This is a genomic window from Pseudomonas sp. ANT_J12 (assembly GCF_008370045.1).
Taxonomy (GTDB): Bacteria; Pseudomonadota; Gammaproteobacteria; order Pseudomonadales; family Pseudomonadaceae; genus Aquipseudomonas.
Genome location: NZ_VOBN01000001.1, coordinates 12,720 through 35,380 on the forward strand (window position 1 = coordinate 12,720; position 22,661 = coordinate 35,380).

Sequence of the window (22,661 nt, forward strand, 5' to 3'; positions counted from 1 at the left end):
CTCTAGCGACTCGGGCCAGCCCGCGCAACGCAGAGGGCGCGCCAAGGGCTGTGGGATTTTGTTACCATCGACGCCATATAGAGCGCCCAGCGCCACCGACCTGTAGGAAGCCGCCCTGATGAGCCCATCGTTCGATGTCGTGGAACTCGCCACGACCTATGCCAACAAATCCGCCCAGGACATCCTGAAACTCGCGTTCGCCGAGTTTGGCGATGACCTGTGGATATCTTTCAGCGGTGCCGAGGATGTGGTGCTGGTGGACATGGCCTGGAAGCTGAACAAGAACGTCAAAGTGTTCAGCCTCGACACCGGCCGCTTGCACCCCGAGACCTACCGCTTCATCGATCAGGTGCGCGAGCACTACAAGATCGACATCGAACTGGTGTCGCCGGACTACACGAAACTGGAACCGTTCGTGAAGGAAAAAGGCCTGTTCAGTTTCTACAAGGACGGCCATGGCGAATGCTGCGGCATCCGCAAGATCGAGCCGCTGCGTCGCAAGTTGTCCGGGGTCACCGCCTGGGCCACCGGCCAGCGCCGGGACCAGAGCCCGGGCACGCGCAGCGCCGTTGCCGTACTGGAAATCGACACCGCGTTCTCCACTCCCGAGCGCACCCTGTACAAGTTCAACCCACTGGCACAGATGACCAGCGAAGAGATCTGGGGTTACATCCGCATGCTCGAGCTGCCGTACAACAGCCTGCATGAGCGCGGCTTCATCAGCATCGGCTGCGAACCGTGCACCCGACCTGTGCTGCCGAACCAGCATGAGCGTGAAGGTCGCTGGTGGTGGGAAGAAGCGACGCAGAAAGAATGCGGGCTGCACGCGGGCAATATCATCAGCAAATCCAAAGCCTGAACCAGGCCTCGCGCCATCCCCCGCAGGAGCAAATGTGTACACACGAATGTCACCATAGGTGCCATTTATGTGTGCACTTTTAATTTCTACGCCCCAAAAAGTTACACCCTCCTTTCCTGACGCCCCCAGTCGCCGATTTCCACAAACCTTGCTGAAAAATAAATACCTGTTCAATCGGTCAATTTATATCGCCTTGATTTCAGCCACTTAGCGCCAGCTAATAACAAAACGAAATTAACCCTTAAATTCATAGCTCCTGAACTGGCACAGATCTGGCTTAAGTGCATACATGTTTTGTATACAATCATAACCAAAACATACACACACTTTCGATCCGCAAGCCTGAAGCGCCCTATCCCGTACAGGCTGCAGATGCCCCGTAACCAATGATGCTTATTGCCCGCGACGAAGATTTGTCGAGCCCACGCTCATGCACAGTCACCGCGACGCCAAGCCTCAGGAGCCTGCCAGAATGCGTACTAGCCTCTCCAATAACAACATCGCGCTGGATCTGCCCTCCTCTCAACCTGCCCTCAACGATCACGATCAAACGCTGCAAGCCCCAGTGATCCTCAGCCCGCGCCTGCACAACAAGGACCTGGCGCCGACCAAGGCCGAAGGCCGGCGCTGGGGTCGCTACAGCATCTTCGCCCTGTGGACCAATGACGTTCACAACATCGCCAACTACTCGTTTGCCATCGGCCTGTATGCGCTGGGCCTGGGCGGCTGGCAGATCCTGTTGTCCCTGGGGATCGGCGCGGCACTGGTGTATTGCTTCATGAACCTGTCCGGCTACATGGGGCAGAAAACCGGGGTGCCGTTTCCGGTGATCAGCCGGATCAGTTTCGGCATTCACGGGGCGCAAATTCCTGCACTGATCCGCGCCGTTATCGCCATCGCCTGGTTCGGGATTCAGACGTACCTGGCCTCGGTGGTGTTTCGTGTCCTGCTGACGGCGGTTCACCCCGGTTTCGCCGACTACGACCACAACTCGATCCTCGGCCTCTCGACCTTGGGCTGGATCTGTTTCGTGGCAATCTGGTTCGTGCAACTGGCGATTCTGGCGTATGGCATGGAGATGGTGCGGCGCTACGAAGCGTTTGCCGGGCCGGTGATCCTGCTGACCGTCGCCTCCCTCGCCGGGTGGATGTACTTCCAGGCCGACGCGACCATCGCCTGGTCGATCCGCGAACCCCTGAGCGGTGGCGAGATGTGGCGCAACATCTTTGCCGGCGGCGCGCTGTGGCTGTCGATCTACGGCACGCTGATCCTCAACTTCTGCGACTTCGCCCGCTCCTCGCCGTGCCGCAAGACCATCAAGGTGGGAAATTTCTGGGGCCTGCCGGTGAATATTCTGGTGTTCGCCAGCATCACCGTCCTGCTCTGTGGCGCGCAATTCCAGATCAACGGCCGGATCATCGAAAGTCCGACGGAAATCATCGCCTCGATCCCGAACACCTTCTTCCTGGTCCTCGGCTGTCTGGCGTTCCTGATCGTCACCGTGGCGGTGAACATCATGGCCAACTTCGTCGCCCCGGCCTTCGTGCTCAGCAACCTGGCGCCGAAATACCTGACCTTCCGCCGCGCCGGGTTGATCAGCGCGACCATCGCCGTGTTGATCCTGCCGTGGAACCTCTACAACAGCCCGCTGGTGATCGTGTATTTCCTGTCCGGCCTCGGCGCCCTGCTCGGCCCGCTGTACGGGGTGATCATGGTCGACTACTGGCTGGTACGAAAAGGTCAGGTCAACGTGCCGCAGTTGTACAGCGAAGACCCCGATGGCGCTTATTACTACAGCCGTGGGGTCAATCTCCGCGCGGTGGCGGCGTTTATTCCTGCAGCCTTGATCGCCATCGTCCTGGCGCTGATGCCGGGCTTTCACCTCGTGTCGCCGTTCTCCTGGCTGATTGGTGCCGGGATTGCCGGGATGCTCTACCTGATCATCGCCAAGCGGCAGCCGCATTACGCCGATGTCAGCGGTGAGAGCATTGCTGTGGATAACGTCAGCCATTAATCCCCCTCGCGGCCTGGCGATGTCGGGCCGCCGAACTACCCCGCTATAAGGACTTCCCATGCGAATTCTCGTGGTCAACGTCAACACCACCGAATCCATCACCCAGGCGATCGCTCGCCAGGCCCAGTCCGTGGCCGCGCCCGGCACCGAAATCATCGGCCTGACGCCGTATTTCGGTGCCGATTCCATCGAAGGCAATTTCGAAAGCTACCTGGCGGCTATCGCGGTGATGGACCGGGTCATGTCCTACGATCAGCCGTTCGACGCGGTCATCCAGGCCGGCTACGGCGAACACGGGCGCGAAGGTTTGCAGGAACTGCTCAACGTGCCGGTGGTGGACATCACCGATGCCGGCGCCAGCACGGCAATGTTCCTTGGCCATGCGTATTCGGTGGTCACGACGCTGGATCGCACCGTGCCGCTGATCGAGGATCGCCTGAAGTTGTCCGGGCTGTGGGACCGTTGCGCCTCGGTGCGGGCCAGTGGCCTGGCGGTGTTGGAGCTGGAATCCGATCCGCAACGGGCGCTGGAAGCGATTGTTCGCCAGGCGGAATTGGCGGTGCTGGAGGACAAGGCCGAGGTGATTTGCCTGGGCTGCGGCGGCATGGCCGGGCTGGACGAGCAGATTCGCCAGCGCACGGGCGTGCCGGTGGTGGATGGCGTGACGGCGGCGGTGACCATTGCCGAATCGTTGGTGCGGCTGGGGTTGTCGACGTCCAAGGTGCGGACCTATGCGACGCCGCGGCCGAAGACGATTATTGGGTGGCCGGGGCGGTTCGGGCGGTAGACCGCGTTATCGTTGTTCGCGGGCAAGCCTCGCTCCTACACGGGATTGCGTGAACCCTGTAGGAGCGAGGCTTGCCCGCGAAGGCCACACCTCGGTCTGGAACCTGGCTCAAACCGCACTAAACCGCTCCCCCAACCCCCGCTGCGCAAACTGCTCAATAATGAAATCCACAAACGCCCGGGTCTTGCCCGGCAACAATTTGTGCTCCGCGTAATAGATCGAAATGTTGCCATCGTCGACATACCAGTCCGGCAATACCCGCTGCAACGTCCCCGCCTCCAGATAACCCACGGCAAACGGCAAGCTCACCAGCGCGATGCCCAGCCCCTGCACCGCAGTGGCGCAGGCCGCTTCCGAGTCGCTCATGGTCATCCGCGCCTCGAGCACCAGCGGGCTGTGTTGCTGGGTGCGACTGGTCAACTGCCAGGAGCGCACGCGGCCGGTTTGCGGGGAGCGGATCAAGATGCCGTCGCACTGCTTGAGGTCGTCAGGTTCGACGATGGCATCGCGCCCGGCCAGATACTCGGCTGACGCCACCAGCACCCGGTGAGCTGGCGTCAACTTGCGCGCCACCACGCCCTGGGGCAGCTCGAAGCCGCCACCAATCGCCGCATCGAAGCCTTGGGCAATCAAGTCGACCTGGCGATTATCGAAGTGCCAGTCCGGGCTGATCGCCGGAAAGCGCCGCAAGAACTCCCCCAGCAACGGCACCACATACAGACGCCCGAACACCGTGCCCATGCTGACCTTCAGCGTACCGGCCGGGCGCCCTTCGGCGCTGGCGAGGTTAGCCACGGCGTTTTGAATGGTGTGCAGGCTGGCGCTGACTTCGCCCAGAAACAATTGACCAGCCTCGGTCAAGGTCAGGCTGCGGGTACTGCGCTGGAACAGCCGAACACCCAGCCTGGCTTCCAGTTTCGCGACGCTTTTGCCCACGGCGGCCGGGGTCAGGCTCAGGCGCCGTGCGGCTTCGGCGAAGCTGCCGACCTCGGCGCTACGCACGAAGCATTCGATACTGCTGAAGGTTTCCATGATCGCCACTATAAACTTTTGGTTTACACAGACTATCGCAATTACCGTCTACACAGACCGTAATGCGCAATCGATACTAGCCTCCATCAACCGAGACAATCTCGCCTCGGGACTTTGGAGATCGTTATGACTACTCAGAACCTCAGCGGCAAAGTGGCTTTAATCCAAGGTGGATCCCGCGGTATCGGCGCTGCCATCGTCAAACGCCTGGCCGCTGAAGGCGCCGCGGTGGCCTTCACCTACGTCAGCTCCACCGCCAAGGCCGAAGAACTGCAAAACAGCATCACCGGCAACGGCGGCAAGGCCCTCGCGATCAAGGCCGACAGCGCCGACGCCGAAGCCATTCGCAACGCCGTAACCGCCACCGTCGAAGCCTTCGGACGCCTGGACATCCTGGTCAATAACGCCGGTGTACTGGCCGTCGCACCGCTGGAAGACTTCACCCTCGAAGACTTCGACCAGACCCTGGCCATTAACGTACGCAGCGTGTTCATCGCCAGCCAGGCCGCCGCCAAACACATGACCGACGGCGGTCGCATCATCAACATCGGCAGCACCAACGCCGACCGCATGCCCTTCGCCGGTGGCGGCCCGTACGCCATGAGCAAAGCAGCGCTGGTCGGCCTGACCAAAGGCCTTTCCCGCGACCTCGGCCCGCGCGGCATCACCATCAACAACGTGCAACCGGGCCCGGTCGACACCGACATGAACCCGGCCAGCGGTGACTTCGCCGAGAGCCTGATCCCGCTGATGGCCGTGGGCCGTTATGGCAAAGCGGAAGAGATCGCCAGTTTCGTCGCCTACCTGGTCGGTCCGGAAGCGGGCTACATCACCGGGGCCAGCCTGACCATCGATGGCGGTTTCGGTGCTTGATAGCCTGAAACGCTGAAACAAAAACGCCGGCAAATCATTGCCGGCGTTTTTTCATGCCTGGTTTTCAGGCCCATTCAAGCGCCGGCAAACCACAAGCACTCGGCGTGAACGCCTTCAACGTACGAAGAATGCCATCGGCGTGGGCGTACTTTTCGTCCGCCATGGCTGCATCCGGGATCGCAATCGCGGTCATCCCCGCCGCTTTTGCTGCGGTGACGCCAAACGGCGAATCCTCGAACACCAGGCAGTCCTCCGGCGCCACACCCAGGCGCCGCGCGGCCGTGAGGAAGATATCCGGCGCCGGTTTGGCCGCGCCGACCTCTGGATCATCGGCGGTGACAATGAAGTCGAACAGCGCGAACCAGTCGCGGTGCAACGTGGTTTTCTGGCCAAACGATTGACGGGAAGAACTGGTGCCCACCGCAATCGGAATGTTGTTGGCCTTCAAGTGCCGCACCAGCTCCTCGGCCCCCGGCATCGCCAGTGCCTTGGGGAAACGCTCGCGCATCAGGGGCTCACGGATCACCAGGAACTCTTCGGCGGTGATCGGCAAGTCCAGCGCCTCGACCACATAGCGCGCCAGGTCGCCCGCCCCACGGCCGATGATGTTCTGTTTGACGCTCCAGTCGAAGGTCCGGCCATAACGCTCGGCAATCATCGACGTGACTTCGGTGTAGATGCCCTCGGTGTCCAGCAGCAAGCCATCCATGTCGAAAATCACAGCCTTGATCGGGCCCAACGCTTTCAGTGGTGCATTCATCGCATCTGATCCGTTTTTAATGACATCCCAGGCGGCTCAGGTACGGCCAGTACTCGGATCGATTAAAGGGTTCAGCAGCATAACGAGCCCGGCCGGCATAGGGCAACGGGCAATGCCCGAAGGATGAAAAAACCTGCACGCCCGGGGTTGCTGGTGATTTAGCGATTATCCCTACAGCAAACACCTCCTTTCCTGACTTCTTTCCTCGCTGATCCTGCGCAAAGTCTCCCGTTCCAAATTGAAGCGCGCGAGTGACTGCGAATGTTCGACCCCAATGGACTCCTGGCCCTGAACAACACCATTGGACTGCTGGTGGTCGCGGCCATGAACCCGGAACGACCCGACGTCGAAACGTTGCTTGGCGAGTTTCGCCTCTGCCTGAACGACTACGAACGCTGGGCGGAAAACTTCTGGACTGGCTGGGCGCTGGATGTCGAGCAGGTCTTCAAGGTCGGCAACGACGTTCAACTCCGCGCGCCACTTGATTCCAGCAAACCGGTCAGCGCCGTCGTAACCCAGTGCCCCGCCGAAGGCCCATTGACCCTGGTGCATATGTTCGAGGCGGCGCGTTTCGTGCCCATCGGCAATACGCCGGTGATGCTCGAACCGGTGATCGCGGACCGCAACGGTGAACTGACGTTTGGCGAGCCGGTGCGCAAGACCATCGGCCCGGGCGGCATTCTCGAAGTTTCCGATTGCTCCCGGGGCCAGCGTTATCGCATCACCTTCTTTCCCGATGTTTCAGCCGAGCACATCAAGGTGCTCTACGCCTCTTATCAAGGCTTGATCGACGAGCTCGAAGGCTGGCTGCGTGCCGAGTGGACCCGTGAGTTCGAACCTTTATGGATCGAGTTCGCCAGCGCTGGCTTCCTCGATCGCTACAGCCTGTTGCAAGAGGCGGACTGGCTGGGCGTCGGGAATTCGCTGCAGGGCGTCTGGGATGACGTGAAACAGGTTTACGCCCTGCTCGCCGATCTGCAAGCCAACAGCGAAAAGCTGCTGGAGTACCTGACCCAGGCCGAACTGGACGCATTGCTTGAAGCCTCCTCGGACGCCATCGCCAATGGCCTGCTGGTGCTGAGCGATGAACCGCTGCTGTTCATTCACCTTGCGGCATTGACCAGTTGGCTGAGGATGCTGCCGCCGCAATTTGTTGCTGAGGTGGTGGCGGAAATTCGCACAGACCTGCTGATCGCTTTCCTACTGGCCAGAGTGACCGGCACCTTAGGCGTGACACTGGGTTTGAGCACCAAAGTGCTGGATAAAATCAAATCGCCACGGGCGCGGCAATGGCTGGCGGGCGCCACCTTGCGCCTGGCGGAGCTGACCACCGAATCCAGGCTTGCCACCCATGCGGGCGTGTTCAAACCGTTGGCGGTCAATGCACGCCCGGCGCCGTTGAATCCGACGCCGACGTTGCCGCTGGAGATTCGCAACGGAGAGTCGCCGGTTCTGGTGGTGAAGAACCCGGCCCCGATCGCTCGCGACAAAACCGACGCACAAACCCGAATGGTCCGGCACGAACCCCATGACGATGCGCCGGACCAGGCGAAAAACCCCAACGGTGACAGCGCCGATTGCGGGCCATTGACCTGCACCAACGGTTGCCCGGTATCGATGGTCACCGGCGAAGAACTGCTGACCCTGACCGATGGTTCTCTCGATGGGTTGCTGGCATTTGATTTCACCCGGATGTACCGCACCAGTGCAGTGGAACTGGACTGCGGGCTGGGCTGGGGCTGGAGTCATTCCCTCGCCCATCGACTGGAAATCGATGGCGAACACGTCATCTGGATCGACCATGAAAACCGCCGTACGACCTTTCCGTTGCCGAGTGACGAGCGACCGACGATCCATAACAGCCTGTCGCGAGCAGCAATTTATCGGGGCGATGAGCCACAGGAACTGATCGTTGCGCTGGCGGCCGAGACACCCAGGTTTTACCACTTTCATAACGGGCGGCTGACCGCGATCAGCGATGCCTATGGCAACCGGCTGCACATCACCCGTGATCGCCAGGATCGCATCCAACGCCTTGAAAACGGTGCCGGGCGCTCACTGCTGTTGCGTTACGAGCGCCGGCACCTCGTTGCCGTCGAGTATCAGACGTTTCACCCTGCCGCAGCGCTGGGTGATGCCTGGCGTACAGAACAGACGCTGATTGCCTACCGCTACGACGCTCGTCATCACCTGATCGAAGCCACCAATGCCGCTGGCGAAAGCGAACGGTATGACTACGACGACGAGCACGTGATCCTGCAGCGGCAATTAGCCGGCGGGGCGAGTTTTTTCTGGGAGTGGGAACGGTCTGGCAAGGCGGCGCGATGTGTCCGGCACCGGGCAAGCTTTTCGCAGATGGACACCACTTACATCTGGGACGACCAGGGCGGCGTCGTGGTTAAAAACGCCGACGGCAGTGAAGAAGCTTACGTCCATGACGACAAGGCGCGGCTGGTGCGGCGGGTCGAACCGAGCGGCGGTGAACACCTCAAGTCTTACGACGATAAGGGTCGGCTGATTGCCGAACAGGATCCGTTGGGGGCGATTACCCACTATCGCTACGACGAAGTCGGCCGCCTTGTGGCGCTGATTCCTCCCGAAGGCGAGCCGACGTCCTACGAGTATCGCAACGGCTTCCTGCATGCGCGGTGTCGCGGCAAGGCGGTATGGACCTACCGGCGCAATGCCCAGGGCGATGTCACCGAGGCGGTCGACCCGGACGGACAGGTCACCCATTACCACCACGATGCTCAGGGGCGGTTGCTGTCGATCCGTTATCCAGACACCAGTCGGCATGTGTTTGTCTGGAACGGTCTGGGCCAATTGGTCGAAGAAACGTTGCCGCAGGGTGGCCGGCGACAGTTTTCCTACGATGCACTGGGCCGACAGATTACCCGCCAGGACGAACATGATGCCGTGACCCGCTACCAGTGGGACGCCGTCGGCCGGCTGATCCAGACGACACTTCCTACAGGTGCCACCCGCGCGTTCAGCTACAACGCCTACGGAAAAATCACCGCCGAACGGGACGAACTCGGCCGCATCACCCATTACGAATACGCCGACGACCTGCACCTGGTCAGCCGCCGGATCAATCCAGACGGCACCCAACTGAAGTATCGCTACGACAACGTGCGACTGCTGCTGACGGAAATCGAGAACGAATCCGGCGAAAAATATCAGCTGGACTACACGCCCAGCGGATTGATCCGACAAGAAACCGGGTTTGATGGCCGCCGCACGGCTTACGCCTATGACCTCAATGGCCATCTGCTGGAGAAAACCGAGTTCGGCGATGACGGCTCACAGCTGTTCACCGGTTACCTAAGGGATGCGACAGGCCGGTTACTGGTCAAAGCGCTGCCTGATGGGACGACGATCGAGTATCGCTACGACAGTCTCGGCCGACTGGTCAGCGTTGATGACAGCCATGACCATCCGCTGGAGTTCGAATACGACCGGCAAGACCGGCTGATCACCGAGCACCAGGGCTGGGGCACGTTGCGTTATGGCTATGACGCCTGCGGCCAGCTCAACTACCTGCGTCTGCCCGACAGCAGCAAACTCAAGTACCACCACGCCAAGGGCGGCGCGCTGACAGCCATCGACCTCAATGGCGCACGGCTGACGTCGCATACCTTCGCGGCCGGTCGCGAACAGCACCGCCAACAGGGTCTGCTGCTCAGCGATTACCAATATGACGAGCAGGGTCGCCTGAAGGCCCACGCTGTCAGCCAACAGCGGCAAACGCTGTATCGCCGCGAATTTGCCTACAGCGCCAACGGCACTCTCGACCACATCGCCGACACCCGTCATGGCCAACGCAGCTACCACTACGACCCGCTCGACCGTCTGATTCGCGTTCGCCACTCCCGCGACCATCTGCCAGAAAGCTTCGCCCACGACCCGGCGGGCAACCTGCTGATGCAGGACCGTCCCGGCGCGGCGACCGTCAAGGGCAATCGCCTGCTGATGCAGGGTGACCGGCATTACGACTACGACGCCTTCGGCAACCTGATTCGTGAACGGCGCGGCACCGCGCAAAAACTCGTCACCGAATATCGCTATGACTGCCAGCATCGGTTGGTGGGCGTAACGACCCCGGACGGACGTTGCTCGCGTTATCGCTACGACGCCTTCGGGCGCCGTATCAGCAAAACCGTCGACGGCAAAACCACCGAGTTCTTCTGGCAAGGCGACCGAGTCGTCGCCGAAAGCAGTCGCGAGCATTACCGCAGCTACCTCTACGAACCCGGCACCTTCCGCCCCTTGGCCATGCTCGACGGCAAAGGCCCGCGCCAGGCTTGCCCGTTCTACTACCAACTCGACCACCTCGGCACCCCACAAGAACTGACCGACTACAGCGGCGAAATCGTCTGGGCCGCGCAATACAGCGCCTATGGCCGCCTGACTCGTTTGAATCGCGATACCCACCAGGTGCTGGACCAGCCGTTGCGGTTTCAAGGGCAGTACTTCGATGCGGAGACCGGGCTGCACTACAACCGGCATCGGTACTACAACCCGGATGTGGGGCGGTATCTGACGCCAGATCCAATCAAGCTGGCGGGCGGACTGAACCAGTATCAGTACACGCCGAATCCGACGGGTTGGGTTGATCCGTTGGGACTAAACGCCAACTGCCCGCCGAAAGTTCAGCAGGCAAATGGTTGTTCAAACCTTGGTGAACCGGAAGTTCCAGATGTTTCACGACGAGGGGCTTTCCGACAAGCGAAAAACGATGCAGGAATCCCCAAAAACCAACAACCTGATATGCAGACTGACAAAGTGAGCGGACGGGCGAGCCAATTCACCTACGTCAACATGACTGACATGAATGGAAAAAACATTCTAAACGACCATGGAATGCCAATCAGAACCAGGCAATACCAGTTCACACGAGAGGACGGGTTTATACTTCTCCTTCAAGATCACACTGCTGGCCATAAATTCGGATCAGCAGATAACAAGGGTGACCAAGGACAGCACTTCAATGTCAGGCCGTTTGATGACCCTAGAAACGGCAAGGTCAACAACACTAAAGAACACTACTCTTTCAAGAGATAAAATATGAAATACTGGAACGAACTTGATGGCAGCACCTTCTTCAACATGGTATTCAGACACCCGATTGAGATTGAAGACATTAAACTATTCACAATACATATCGACAATAACCGGCCATCAATAATCATAGGCTTTGATATAAAACAAATTCCGGACCAGCCACCAAAAAAATGGGTAACCATGGGATTTAATGCGTGCCGCATTGGCCTCAATTGCAGCGAAATAAGCGATCTGATTATAAAAAACATCCCAACCAATGAATTACTGAAAATCTCAATAGATAAAGATGGCGATGTATTTGAAATATGTGCAAAATCAGAGAACTCTCTAATAAAATTCTCGACAAAATTTCCAACTCTTTGCGATCCGTCTGTATATCTTACCGAAACGCCCATATAACTTATTTTTTAACAAATTAAAACCTATGCAAACTGAAAAACCCAGCAAAACTGCTGGGCTTTGAGCTTTTTTTCGCCAAGTATGTATACCTCAACTCGGCTCCCCCGACCCATCCTCCCCCGCAATATCCGGATCATCAGGGCTTGCCTCCACATCATTGTCCAAAACCTGCTCAACCCCCGCCTCATCCTCATCATCAGGCGGACGCTGATCGCGGCTCAGGGAATCAGTAGGAGAAGGCAGCGGATATGCCGGCGTTTCATCAACGTCAGCGACTTTCGGATCAGTATTCATAAAACACCTCTCGAAGGGCCTGAAAAGCAGGCCCTCGTTCGTTCGAGGCAGGGGCTATGCAAGCGTTCGACCCAAGGGACGATCGGTCAGTCTTCGTCTGAGTCTTCCTCTTCATACTCGGTGTTGCCCACATCCCCCGCATCATCGGAGTCGTTGAGCGGCACTGTCGCATCGTCCATCAAAGAACCCGGGTCTTCGTTGCCAGGATCGTTGAGTTCGTCAGCATCATCTTCGGCTTCAAGCGTCATGGCGCGCCTCACAAAGTGTCGGGAGTGTATGAAGTTCGAGGCGTCCTGCAACCAAACGTTCCAGAGTCCTACCCACAGCAACGAAAAACCCGGCGCGGGGCCGGGTTTCTGCTGTCAGTCGAGACTGACTTAGCGATGTTTGTTTCTGTGTTTATTCTTGTGTTTATGCCCGCCACCGGAATGGGAGCTGCCGCTGTCGCTGCCCAGGTTGTTGCCGACCGCACCACCCGCCGCACCGCCGAGGCCTGCGCCGATGGTCGAGCCAGTGGAGCCGCCCAGGCTATGGCCGACCACCGAACCGCCCGCCGCGCCAACGCCGCCGCCAACCGCTGCTGCCGTGCGGCTGCCCTTGGGTGCGCCGACCGCGCTGCCTGCGGCGCCGCCGACACCGGCGCCAATGGCAGCTCCGGTGCTGCCGCCCATTTGCTGGCCGACGACGTTACCCAGCGCGCCACCGAGGCCACCACCCACTGCCGAGGTGCCATCACCGGCCGCCATGGCGCCCTGAGCGACCAAAAGACCCAAAACCAATGTGGACAATGTCAAACGCATGATATGAACCTCAGAATTTCCGTATTGGGGAGCACAACGGTTTCAAACTGCCACCACAGTACCGCTAAACCGAGCGGGGCTTGTAAGAGATTGGAGGCGTATCCAAAAAAAACGTTCAGAAACGAAAAAGCCCGGCATCACACCGGGCTTCGTTTACTGATCCTCGGGATCAGTGGCGCTTGTGGCCTTTCGATAGATTGGTACCTACCGCGCCACCCGCGGCGCCACCCAGGCCGGCGCCGATAGTCGCACCGGTCTTGCCGCCCAGGCTGTGGCCGATGACCGAACCACCTGCCGCGCCGACGCCACCGCCGATGGCTGCTTTGGTACGGCTACCCTTCGGAGCGGCAATGGCACTGCCCGCCGCGCCCGCTACGCCAGCACCGATCGCCGCGCCAGTGCTGCCGCCCATGTTTTGGCCGACCACATTACCCAGCGCGCCACCCAGACCACCGCCGAGCGCGGCAGTACCTTGACCGGCAGCCATCGCACCTTGAGCAACCAAAAGCCCCAGAACCAGAGCGGGCAGTGTTAAACGCATGACGAAAACCTCAAAAATAGGGGGAAACGAAAAGGCGGAAATTGAATGCTTTAGCGAAGGCAAAGTCCAGACACAATCCGGCGCAACCGCGCTATGGGCGACGGTTGGACAGCATTTATGGAAAAGGTTTTATGACGGGCAAAAAAAAGCCCGCTGGGGTAACGGGCTGGAATATTGCTTTCTAACGGATGAGTTGAGACTACGTAGGTTCTTGTGAAAACTTTGTGAAAGAAAAATCCACGACGTCTGTAGGAAATTTCGAAACTCCACCCGCGAGAAATGAAAAACCCCGCTCAATGGCGGGGTCTGCTCTGTGAGTCACGCTTACTTCCTGGAAGGCGCTGCCACCTTGGGCAGAAACTTCGACCTCGTCGCTCGAGGCGCCGTCGATTTGATCTTGCCTGTCTTGACCTGATCCTCGCCAAAACCAGCCACATATTCCGTCTGGCCACACTGCACACAGTTGTTGATTGGAAACTCAGCCCCGTCGTCTTCGATATACGGATCCGCCATCTCTTCGCCCCTTTCAAAACAGGGTCGATACCGGCAAGCCCTATTTGCCTGAAAAATATCGACCACCAAGGCTTTTGAGACTAGCCGGTCATTACTGGACTTGTGATTCAGATTGCCCTGTGCCCGACGAATGGACGGTGCCGACGTCCTACAAAACACGTCCAGCAATAAACAGAAATACCCACTTGTCCCACCGCAGGCAGATGCCCTTATTCCTACGTAAAAAGTTCTACGTAAAAAACCAAGCGACAGCAGGAACCGGCCCGTTCATCAAGCGCACGGGCCCGTCAAAACGCTTACCTCAGCTTCACCGCCGTGCCCGTCACAAACACCACCACCATCCCGCCCTTGCCGGCCGGCATGCTGATCTCGAAATCGAGCCCCACCACCGCATCCGCCTGCAACGCCTGCGCGCGCTCCTTGATCTCGTCAGTCGCTTGAATGCGCGCTTCCTTCAATGCCCGCTCCAACGTCTGCGAACGCCCACCGAAAAAATCGCGCATCCCGGCGAACATGTCGCGGATCACGTTGACGCCCTGCACCGACTCGGCGCTGACGATGTCCAGGTAGGCGGTGATTTGCCGGCCTTCGATGGTGTGGGTAGTGGTGGTGATCATGGGGTTTTCTTCTTCATCGAGACACACGTGGGCGTCAGGTAAATGGAGGGCTAAAAAAAAGCCCATTCAGTCGCTGGGCGCGGGAATTGCCGAGACGATGCGGGGGGAAGCCCTGAACGTCGATTCCGTTCGAAGGTTCGGCTGTTATAACAGGCGAACCGCCATTCGCCTGCCCCGGTCATTTCGAATATTGATACACAAACAGATCTTCAGCGGAGTCCACCTCGCCCCACTCGCCTGTGTACGCAACGCCTTGTATTGCCACCCGCCCCGCCTCAATCACTTGCTGCAGCGTGTGGGTCATGTGCACTTTGTCGCACTGTTCGGGGGTCAACGCCGAGCGCAACCGAACGACGTCTGCCCAGCCTTCAGGCGTGAAGCGCAAGAGCCCCATGTATTGGCCCTGGATATCATCGACTGATGTGGGTTTGTTGCCGATTTCCGCCAGGGTGCCGGCATCCGTCAGGCGAAAGGTTTCGGCATCGAGCAAAGGATCACCAAATCGCTCAGTCCACAGCGCCAGCCAGTTCGGGTCATAGGTCACCGCCAGGGAAGCCTTGCAGGTCATCAACGACTGCACCGCGATGGGACTATAGAAGATGTCGGAATAGCTGACGATGCACGGTTCCTGTTCTAACCATGCCTCAGCGCAGGCCAGCGACGACACCATGTTGGTGTCCGCCCAGCGCGGGTTATGAAACTCGACCAATCCCTGATTGGCCAACAACTCGCGCTTGTAGCCCGTCACGATAGCGATCTCGCTGATGCCGGCACCGCGCAGCGCCTCAAGTTGCCACTCCAGGAGTGTCTTGCCCCGCAACTCGACCATGCATTTGGGACGCTCATCCGTGAGGCTTTTCATGCGGCTGCCACGTCCGGCAGCCAGGATAATGGCTTTCACAACCGTTCTACCTCAGATAAAGACGCTTCATTCACCGAACAGCTGCTTCAGCCGATCAACATCGTGCGCTGCAAAAACACTTTCTCGCTCCGGATGCCACATCCAGCCTGCCCACGGCAGACTGAGGTGGCGAATGGCTTCGATTTCCCCATCTTCACTGCGCGCCTGGACCTCGAATCCATGGGGACACCCGGCAAGCGCCAAACCGTGATAACTGTTCACCTCGGCAACAATCTGCCCCGACAGTTGATGCCGGGTTCGCACATGACCGGTCACCGGTTTGAGCACACCACCCGACCAGTGCGCGATCATCTGCATGCCCCGGCAAATGCCGAGTACTGGCAGGCCGTGAGCCCGTGCATGGTCAAGCAATCGGCTTTCGGTCCGGTCCCGTGCCGGACACTGGCCGATGTCATTGCCACCCGAAAGCACAATGGCCTGGGGCGAAACCGCGCTCAACCAGCCTTCCAGGTCACCCTCCAAACCGTTAGGCACCGGCAACGGCAAATAACCGGCGGCCCGTAGAAAATCAATCAGCCGCTGGTCCAGCGCATCACGGCTTTCGCCACGCTCGGGCAACACGTCCACTCGCTGGCTGACGGCGATGACTTTCACGCCAATACCTCCACCCAGCGGCCGGGACAGTCCAGGTGCAGGCGCTGTGCCGTCGACCAGCGACGATAGAGCACTTCACCGGCACCGATGACGGCGGGCAGGCCAAGCTCGCCGGCGCGAATCGCCATGTGCGAGTTGGCGCCGCCGAAAGCCGTGATCAACCCGGCGATCGGGTAGGCGAACAACCAGTCAAACCCCGGGTCCGCATTGGGGATGCAGACAATCGCCCCGGTCAGCTTATCCCTGTCATCACTGCCCACCACGGGGGCGGTCACCTGTTTCTGGGTGATGAAGTTGGGCGCGGTTTCCGGCCATTCGAAGGACCAGACATCCTCAGGGCAGGTAATCACCGGTGGCAGCGATACCTTGAGGGTTTCTGCGTAGCGCGCCTTGCCCTGCTCGATGCTGCGCAACAACACATCCTTCGGATCGACAGCCGCTATGTGCAGCTCCTTGAAGGCGCTGATGTCGCAATAGGCGATGTCTTCGCGACTGATGCCATGCTGGGTGCCCACTTCGGCAATCAATGCCAGGGCATCCGACAAATTGCGGGTGAAATGGAATTTGGCCAGTTCGCGCAGCTCGATGCCCGCTTGCATGAAGTCCAGCAAGCCGACCGGATCGGGCTGCAAGCCGTGCTCTTCCAATTGCTTCACGATGGCACGCATCTGCGGGAGGGTCAGCGAAAAGGGTTTTAACGGTTCCGGAGCGGCGGGTCGCTGGGACCAATCGAAATACAGCTCCGGTGCTTCATCGTAACGGGGCGACAGGATGTCGTAGGTGCCCGGGCGCAAATGACCGTAACGCGCCAGGAACGTCGACTTGTCGAGGATTGCCCGATCACGGGCCAACTGACCGCTGACGGTCGAGACACCCGCCATGAAGCAATCGTAGTCAGCCTGGGAGAAAACGCCCACGGTCACCAGGGATTTGAGCATCTGCACGGCGACGAAACCAGCACGCGCCAGACCGGCAAATGGCAGGGTGCCGTAGCGCTTGGCATCCTCCAGCAACCAGTAGATCCGTTCCAGGGGATCGGCATTGGACGCCAGCAACGCTTCGCGTCGCTCATTGAGGATGTCGAGTTTATTGGCATCGGCGCGCCACAAGCCGTCCTTGGGATGGACGATGCGGTTGGTCAGCTTGCGCAAACTGCTGCTGATGGCTTCCAGTTCGTGGTCCTGGAAACCGGCACTGGCCAGACGCTCCAGACGCTGGGACAAGTCCAGTGTGTAGCACGAGAACACAATCTCGAACTCGACCTTATCGTGCAGCGTCGGTTCGGCCAGCAGGCGATCGATGTAGTGATCAACCAGCCGCCCGGCCAGCCCCTCGTCGAGGTCTGCCGGAATAAACGAGTTGAACGACAAGCGCACATCAATGTACGGCAGCCCGAAAAAATGCGGCATCAGCGGAAAGCTGCGCAAGTTGCGGTAGCCATAGTTATGGCGCTGGTAAGCCCAGATCGAGTCAGTCACCAGGTCCCGGTACAGCGAGAGCGCAAGCGGCCGGGGTCGGATACCGATAATCTCGGCCGGGTTCCAGTCCGGCATCACGCCATAGACCGTGCGCTGCCCCATCAGGAATGGGTGCGGTTGCATGCCCCGCGCCACCTTGCGCTGAATGCTGTCCAGGCGAGCAGCCTGGTCAGCCTCGGATTCGGCAGGGTTGGGTAGAATCAATGGCCGCACTTGTAACAGCCACAGGACTTCGCCCTCGGCCTCGCGTGTGACCGCAAACTCGCAATCGATGGGTGCGTTATCGAACAACGCCAGCAGTTCGGCGAGCAAGAGCATAAGCGGGGCCAGGCTCGGCGGTGGCGGCACTTCGCTGCGCGCCGCCTGCTGCCACAACCGACCGCCCATGCCGCCAGTGACCGAAGCGGTGTCAGTGCCTTCAGACCAGTTCACCACCCGATACGGCGAACAGGTATTCGGGTCGTGGGAAAAGGCGACACCGGAGCGAAGCACATTTCCCAACATCGGCTGAATCAGCACCTCGTCCGACGGATGTGCATCGCCATAACTGGCAATCACCCGCTCAATCGCCGACTCCAGGTCCGCTTCAATGACATCGGGGATCGAGAGATAAGCCCCGGCGCCAGATGCCTGCGCGCCATCTTCGCGCAAACAGCTGGAACGCACGATCCACGGCCCGTCTCCCAACCCTCCCCGAACGTCACGAAAACAGGCGTGCCGCCCTTGTTGCCATTCCTTCACGGTGAATGACAACAAGGGCGCGATGCGAGCGGACCTGAGTCGCTCCTGAAGGCTGAGCAATGTGCCGGCCTTGGTCGAGAATTGCAGCGACATCGGCTTATCTCAGCTGAGCAACCCAGATATTGGTCGAGTACGGAATCTGGATCGAGGCCGTATCAAGGCTTCTCAAATAGTCATCAATGGCACTGATCACTTCGTGGAATTTCGCGCCAGCCTGGCGCTCCAGCGTCGCATGGGAACGCCAGGCTTCCAGGCACTCTTCGATGGTCTGTTCGTGAGTGACCCGCGCATCCAGGTGAACAACCGGGCCGAACAAGGCACTGGCGTCGATGACGGCGGTTTGATCTTCACGGCGAGTACCGTAGCCGTAACCCTGGACCCGATCCTTGATGATGGCTTCGATCCGGGCCTGGATCGGATCTTCAAGATACCGATGGTTCCACATGCAGGCGAACCAGCCCCGAGGCTTGAGGATGCGCGCGGTTTCCTTGAGTGCCTGCTGGCGGTCGCAAACATTGAAGGAACTGCCAAAGGTGACCATGTCGAATGCTTGGTCAGTTTGCCCGGTCGCTTCGCCGGTGCCTTCATGCCAACGGACGTTGGTCAAGTCAGCGGTACGCTTGATGCCATTGGCTCGCATCGCATCATTCGGCTCCACGGCCACAACGTCCAGACCACGTGCAGCAAGCATCAAGGTCAGGTGCGCAACGCCTGCGCCGACGTCGCAAAACGTGTCGCCTTGTTCGGCACCGGCAATCGACAGCATCGAGTCAATGGCGGCATTGGCGTAGTCAGGACGCTTCAGATAAGCGTCGGCCAGGGTGGAGTAATCCCATTCGGTTTTCATACCAACTTCCTTTTCAAAAAATGGTGAAGCAAGTTATCGGTCAACGTTTGTATGGAGCGGTCAGGATCAAACTCCACCACCCAATCTGCCGCGTCCGGCTCATCAATCGGTAAATCGAGACCCGCGACATTGTCCAACTCGCCGGCATCGAACCGGCGATAGATTCCCTTGGGGTCCCGACGACGCAGTTCCGCCACGGGCACCTTCAAATACACTTCGAAATAACCCGGTAGATGGGTGCGGTTCCAGGCATGAACTTCGCTGAACAGCGAAATCGTTGCGATCACAACGGTGTGCCCTTGCGCCGCGATGACCCGGCACAGATGGGCGTATTGCAGGGCCAGGGCCAATCGCCCCTCCCGCCCGTGGTTTTTCGTATTGGCAGCAGTTGCCCCGAAAACATCGCGCAGTTCATCGCCGTCCAACAGGACAACCGAGTGGCCATGACTTCGAAGCCCGTCTACAAACGCCTGGGCCAACGTCGACTTGCCCGCACCTGACAGGCCGGTAATCCAGACCACCTGCCCGCAAACGTCATCTTTCATATCCATCCGACTCTTTGGCCATTTAGAAACGTCAATTGCTTGGGATTCATGACAGTTGCAGCGAGCTCGTTTGAGCTTCGAATTCGCTGGCCTTTCCCCAGGCATCGATTACAAAGCAGCGGAAATCAGAGTCATGCTGTTGCTGAACCAGATCCAGGAACACCTCATCCGGATGTTCGCGTTCGCCGTACTCGGATTCATAAAACTTCTTATAAATAGCGTAACTTTGCTCAGGCGTAATCAGGTCTAAACCCAGTATCAGATCTTTCAGATCGTCACCACTTCTGGCGATTGGCAACAGACTCTGCATTTGCTCCAGCCACGCCGTAACAATGGGGTGGCTCTCGTGGGTTTCCGGAACATAATAAATCGGCAGTTTGCATGTATTCAGCATGAACGAAACACCACCACTTGAGGCGTCAGTGATGAGTTTGTCACATTGCTGATAGAAATCCTGACTGCTTCCTTTAGTCGTATCTATTGTGATCCATGGATACTGAGAAAGCTGCTCGCATACTTCGCTGACATACGGGCGTGTGAAGTCAGTCATATAAGGGCGCAAGATAAATTGCGCATGCGGGATCTGGGATTTTATGCTGTTAATCACTACCCCCATATTTTCATACAGGGAAGCGCCGCTCGGGCATATACCAACCTAGGTTGGCAGAAGGCCCACGACGCATTTATCGGGCACCCGCTGAATGTCAGGAGCCGCCTTGAACGATTTGGGTATCTTGACCGGTAATACAGAGATGATATTGGTTTTACGGAATTCCGAACGCAACGTTTTCGTTGCATTGCCCGCTAGGCCCGCGTGCCTGTCAGGTCGGTAAAGTTGCAGACCCGTTTTGACCAGGTCGGAAATCGATCGGGATGAGGAAACAATCGCATCCCAATAACTCAGCAACTCAGAAAAATAGTATTGATCCTTGGCCGGCATACCGACATTGCCATGGGCAATGAAAATAGCAAAGTTTGAATCATCCAGTATTCGCGCGACCCAGCCATCATTAGAGATAACGACGTGCGACTTTATCTTCACGATAAAATCTAGGGTAACTTCTTCAACAGGATGATTCAGAAGCTGTTCCGCTTCGACTCTGCTGATACCCACATTGTTGGTTTGAAGTACCACACAGTCGTAATGACTGCGAAGGGCATTCAGCGCTGGCCGCAAGTACTCAAGATAGGTCTTCCCGCCTTGCTTGACGTTACTGATCAAATAAACTTTTTTCATTGTAAAACGCGCACCTTCAAAGCTATCCCAGGCAAGCCAGGTTCAGGCCAGGTAAACGCACAGAAAAAAGAGAATTCGTTGATCCAGCCCAAGCGCATCTCCCTTTCGCACGTGTTACATCCTTGTTGTGGGGCAAATCAGAACAGTTGTGAAACCAAAAACAGGGCTTGGGCCCAGCTGCAAAAAGCGCGTCAATATAGCATGCGCTGGCAAATTGACAGCGTGCGGGGCGGGAAATATTTCCAGATGCTACAGCTATAGGATGGCGCCTCGATGGCCGCGGGGTCATCTCCTGGAAGCTCGCAGGCTGTCTCGTGGGAATGGCGACTTACTACCTGAGGGCGGCCCGTTTTCTTGAGTCTTCCCGCGCTCAGCAAAAAAACCGGCACATGGCCGGGGTTTTGTTAAGAAGCGCCTGGTGTTTTTGAACGCCAGAAACCACAAAACCCCTGACTTCTTTCGAAATCAGGGGTTCTGGTTACATCGAATTTGGCGGTGAAGGAGAGATTCGAACTCTCGATACAATTTCTTGTATACACACTTTCCAGGCGTGCTCCTTAAGCCACTCGGACACTTCACCGTATCTCTTCAAACATGTTCTGTCTGTCGAGGCGCGCTAATGTAGTCGAAAGCTTTTCCGATGGCAAATATTTTTTTCAGAATTTTCATGCGGTTAGCGATTCGGGCGCTGCGGCGGGTTCCGGGGTATGGCAAACCTGCCAATCTCCGGCGTCGCGCCCTCTTCTATATAGAGGGGAATGCACGGCTGGTGCGGCCGGCTACGCTTGGCGGGCGGGGAAAGGGTGACCGGCGGGTCAGTCACGGCGCTTTACCTGGCTTGCCGCGGTGGGTAACGTCTGCCTCAACTTTCATACAAGGAATAGCGTCATGAGTGAGTTGATTTCCTACCACCTCGAAGACGGTATCGCGACCCTGACGTTGAGCAATGGCAAGGTAAACGCCATTTCCCCGGACGTAATTGCGGCGTTTAACGTTGCGCTGGATCAGGCGGTGACTGATCGCGCAGTGGTGATCATTACCGGCACGCCCGGGATTCTGTCGGGCGGTTACGATTTGAAGGTGATGACCGCCGGCCCTAAAGAAGCCGTGGCGTTGGTGACGGCCGGTTCGACCCTGGCGCGTCGCCTGTTGTCGCACCCGTTTCCGGTGATCGTGGCGTGCCCTGGGCATGCGGTGGCCAAGGGTGCGTTCCTGTTGTTGTCGGCGGATTACCGCATTGGGGTCGACGGCCCGTTCAGCATTGGCCTGAACGAAGTGCAGATCGGCATGACCATGCACCACGCCGGGATCGAACTGGCCCGTGATCGCTTGAGCAACGCAGCGCTGCATCGTTCGGTGATCAATGGCGAGATGTTCAACCCGCAGAGCGCGATTGCTGCCGGTTTCCTCGATGCGGTGGTATCGGCCGAGGAACTGCAAGGTGCAGCGCTGGCAGCGGCGCGCCAGTTGAAGAAGATCAACATGACCGCGCACAAGAACACCAAGCTGAAAGTGCGCAAGGCACTGCTGGAGACGCTGGACAACGCGATCATCCAGGATCAGGAACATCTGGGTTAAGCCCATTCCTGCTGCAACGAAAAGCCCGACCGTCATGTCGGGCTTTTTCGTACGCGCTCTGTTGAAAAGTCTGCAACCGCTCTAGGCCGCGTCTGACCCACAAGTCTGAAACATGCGCTTAAACATCGCCTATCTCCCGCCTCTATAGTGGCAATTGCCGAAAACA

Annotated in this window: 22 protein-coding genes and 1 tRNA gene; 7 read left to right on the forward strand and 16 right to left on the reverse strand. The window is 58.5% G+C overall.

Annotated features, from left to right (window positions below):
- The first annotated feature begins 118 nt into the window (after positions 1-118).
- From FQ192_RS00055 to FQ192_RS00065, 3 genes are all read left to right on the forward strand, one after another.
- The gene (locus tag FQ192_RS00055) at positions 119-859 is read left to right on the forward strand and encodes a phosphoadenylyl-sulfate reductase (protein WP_008042297.1); all 741 of its coding nucleotides are present in this window, start codon (positions 119-121) and stop codon (positions 857-859) included.
- A 472-nt stretch (positions 860-1,331) separates the two neighbouring features.
- Complete coding sequence (locus FQ192_RS00060; protein ID WP_149656858.1) at positions 1,332-2,873, forward strand: NCS1 family nucleobase:cation symporter-1; 1,542 nt, start codon at positions 1,332-1,334, stop codon at positions 2,871-2,873.
- 58 nt (positions 2,874-2,931) lie between these two features.
- Positions 2,932-3,660 (forward strand): aspartate/glutamate racemase family protein, encoded by a 729-nt coding sequence (locus FQ192_RS00065; protein ID WP_123403223.1) that lies wholly within the window; start codon positions 2,932-2,934, stop codon positions 3,658-3,660.
- A 108-nt stretch (positions 3,661-3,768) separates the two neighbouring features.
- Here FQ192_RS00065 and FQ192_RS00070 read toward each other — a convergent pair whose 3' ends face one another.
- Positions 3,769-4,692 (reverse strand): LysR family transcriptional regulator, encoded by a 924-nt coding sequence (locus tag FQ192_RS00070; protein ID WP_149656859.1) that lies wholly within the window; start codon positions 4,690-4,692, stop codon positions 3,769-3,771.
- Between the two features lie 126 nt (positions 4,693-4,818).
- Here FQ192_RS00070 and FQ192_RS00075 point away from each other — a divergent pair, with 126 nt between their 5' ends.
- The gene (locus tag FQ192_RS00075) at positions 4,819-5,565 is read left to right on the forward strand and encodes a 3-oxoacyl-ACP reductase family protein (protein ID WP_149656860.1); all 747 of its coding nucleotides are present in this window, start codon (positions 4,819-4,821) and stop codon (positions 5,563-5,565) included.
- Positions 5,566-5,629: 64 nt separating this feature from the next.
- On the opposite strand, the gene FQ192_RS00080 is transcribed toward FQ192_RS00075, so the two are convergent.
- Positions 5,630-6,325, reverse strand: coding sequence for an HAD-IA family hydrolase (locus FQ192_RS00080; protein ID WP_149656861.1), 696 nt, complete (start codon positions 6,323-6,325; stop codon positions 5,630-5,632).
- A gap of 261 nt (positions 6,326-6,586) precedes the next feature.
- Here FQ192_RS00080 and FQ192_RS00085 point away from each other — a divergent pair, with 261 nt between their 5' ends.
- Together FQ192_RS00085 and FQ192_RS00090 are read left to right on the forward strand one after the other, a co-directional pair.
- Positions 6,587-11,389, forward strand: a complete 4,803-nt coding sequence (locus FQ192_RS00085; protein WP_149656862.1) for an RHS repeat-associated core domain-containing protein — start codon at positions 6,587-6,589, stop codon at positions 11,387-11,389.
- Positions 11,390-11,392: 3 nt separating this feature from the next.
- A complete protein-coding gene (locus tag FQ192_RS00090; protein WP_149656863.1) occupies positions 11,393-11,788 on the forward strand; it encodes an Imm50 family immunity protein in 396 nt (131 codons plus the stop codon).
- 90 nt (positions 11,789-11,878) lie between these two features.
- On the opposite strand, the gene FQ192_RS00095 is transcribed toward FQ192_RS00090, so the two are convergent.
- The 14 genes from FQ192_RS00095 to FQ192_RS00150 all read right to left on the reverse strand — a co-directional run bounded on the left by FQ192_RS00095 (position 11,879) and on the right by FQ192_RS00150 (position 21,497).
- Positions 11,879-12,082 (reverse strand): hypothetical protein, encoded by a 204-nt coding sequence (locus tag FQ192_RS00095; protein ID WP_149656864.1) that lies wholly within the window; start codon positions 12,080-12,082, stop codon positions 11,879-11,881.
- Positions 12,083-12,168: 86 nt separating this feature from the next.
- On the reverse strand, positions 12,169-12,330 hold the full coding sequence (locus FQ192_RS33915) for a hypothetical protein (RefSeq protein ID WP_178128970.1): 162 nt from the start codon (positions 12,328-12,330) through the stop codon (positions 12,169-12,171).
- A gap of 129 nt (positions 12,331-12,459) precedes the next feature.
- The gene (locus tag FQ192_RS00100) at positions 12,460-12,882 is read right to left on the reverse strand and encodes a hypothetical protein (RefSeq protein ID WP_133836673.1); all 423 of its coding nucleotides are present in this window, start codon (positions 12,880-12,882) and stop codon (positions 12,460-12,462) included.
- 169 nt (positions 12,883-13,051) lie between these two features.
- A complete protein-coding gene (locus FQ192_RS00105) occupies positions 13,052-13,423 on the reverse strand; it encodes a bacteriocin (RefSeq protein WP_133836672.1) in 372 nt (123 codons plus the stop codon).
- A gap of 324 nt (positions 13,424-13,747) precedes the next feature.
- A complete protein-coding gene (locus FQ192_RS34250) occupies positions 13,748-13,936 on the reverse strand; it encodes a hypothetical protein (protein ID WP_123403202.1) in 189 nt (62 codons plus the stop codon).
- Positions 13,937-14,232: 296 nt separating this feature from the next.
- Complete coding sequence (locus tag FQ192_RS00115) at positions 14,233-14,553, reverse strand: YbjQ family protein (RefSeq protein ID WP_149656865.1); 321 nt, start codon at positions 14,551-14,553, stop codon at positions 14,233-14,235.
- Between the two features lie 178 nt (positions 14,554-14,731).
- Positions 14,732-15,454: a phosphocholine cytidylyltransferase family protein gene (locus tag FQ192_RS00120; protein WP_149656866.1), complete on the reverse strand. Its 723-nt coding sequence runs from the start codon at positions 15,452-15,454 to the stop codon at positions 14,732-14,734.
- A gap of 27 nt (positions 15,455-15,481) precedes the next feature.
- On the reverse strand, positions 15,482-16,069 hold the full coding sequence (locus FQ192_RS00125; protein WP_149656867.1) for a gamma-glutamyl-gamma-aminobutyrate hydrolase family protein: 588 nt from the start codon (positions 16,067-16,069) through the stop codon (positions 15,482-15,484).
- Positions 16,066-18,381, reverse strand: coding sequence for a PEP-utilizing enzyme (locus FQ192_RS00130; RefSeq protein ID WP_149656868.1), 2,316 nt, complete (start codon positions 18,379-18,381; stop codon positions 16,066-16,068). The genes FQ192_RS00125 and FQ192_RS00130 overlap by 4 nt, the downstream gene beginning before the upstream one ends.
- Before the next feature lie 4 nt (positions 18,382-18,385).
- On the reverse strand, positions 18,386-19,135 hold the full coding sequence (locus tag FQ192_RS00135; protein ID WP_149656869.1) for a class I SAM-dependent methyltransferase: 750 nt from the start codon (positions 19,133-19,135) through the stop codon (positions 18,386-18,388).
- Complete coding sequence (locus tag FQ192_RS00140) at positions 19,132-19,680, reverse strand: adenylyl-sulfate kinase (RefSeq protein WP_149656870.1); 549 nt, start codon at positions 19,678-19,680, stop codon at positions 19,132-19,134. Before FQ192_RS00140 ends, FQ192_RS00135 begins: the two co-directional genes overlap by 4 nt.
- Before the next feature lie 46 nt (positions 19,681-19,726).
- Entirely contained in the window at positions 19,727-20,230 is a 504-nt protein-coding gene (locus FQ192_RS34255; protein WP_256672167.1) for a hypothetical protein, read from the reverse strand.
- Positions 20,231-20,335: 105 nt separating this feature from the next.
- Positions 20,336-20,917, reverse strand: coding sequence for a hypothetical protein (locus FQ192_RS34260; protein ID WP_256672168.1), 582 nt, complete (start codon positions 20,915-20,917; stop codon positions 20,336-20,338).
- A gap of 490 nt (positions 20,918-21,407) precedes the next feature.
- Positions 21,408-21,497, reverse strand: a tRNA-Ser gene (locus FQ192_RS00150).
- Between the two features lie 308 nt (positions 21,498-21,805).
- Between FQ192_RS00150 and FQ192_RS00155 the strand changes: the two genes are divergently transcribed.
- Positions 21,806-22,495: a crotonase/enoyl-CoA hydratase family protein gene (locus FQ192_RS00155; protein WP_149656871.1), complete on the forward strand. Its 690-nt coding sequence runs from the start codon at positions 21,806-21,808 to the stop codon at positions 22,493-22,495.
- Positions 22,496-22,661 lie beyond the last annotated feature (166 nt).